Source organism: Gluconobacter sp. P1D12_c, from assembly GCF_018812105.1.
Taxonomy (GTDB): Bacteria; Pseudomonadota; Alphaproteobacteria; order Acetobacterales; family Acetobacteraceae; genus Gluconobacter; species Gluconobacter oxydans_A.
The window spans coordinates 1-471 of sequence record NZ_JACSIQ010000416.1; the positions used below are offsets into that span (position 1 = coordinate 1).

General features: G+C 57.7%; 1 protein-coding gene. It reads left to right on the forward strand.

Going from position 1 to position 471, the window contains the following annotated elements; genetic code table 11:
* Positions 1–43: 43 nt before the first annotated feature.
* Positions 44–471: plasmid recombination protein (locus tag KP705_RS17445; protein WP_252348441.1), on the forward strand; the 428-nt coding region annotated here is incomplete at its 3' end.

Here is a 471-nt window from a genome sequence, read left to right on the forward strand (position 1 = left end):
CTCTAAGCGTACGTAAAGTACACTTTCGTGTCGTGACCCCTATTTGAACGAGGCGTTGCGCTGGATTCAGGAGCGGCACGGCAAGGACAACGTGATCGCTGCCATCATTCACCGGGACGAAAAAACGCCGCACCTGTCGGCCTACGTGGTGCCAAAAGACCCCGATACAGGCCGCCTGAATTGCCGCCGGTTCCTCGGTGGTGCCAAGGCCCTGAACGAGATGCAGACCGACTTTGCGCGAGTTGTGGGACGCCCTGTCGGACTGGAACGCGGCATCGAAGGAAGCAAGGCCACCCACACCAAGCTGAAAACCTACTACGGGGCGCTAGAACGGGACGCACCCGAGCACAAAAACCTGACCCCTGCTGACCTAGAACCGCAGGTGCTCAAGAAGGGGATTTTTACCCGTGTTGTGGAAGACCCTGAGCAGGTGGCAAAACGCATCAGTCAGACCGTTCAGCAGCATTATGA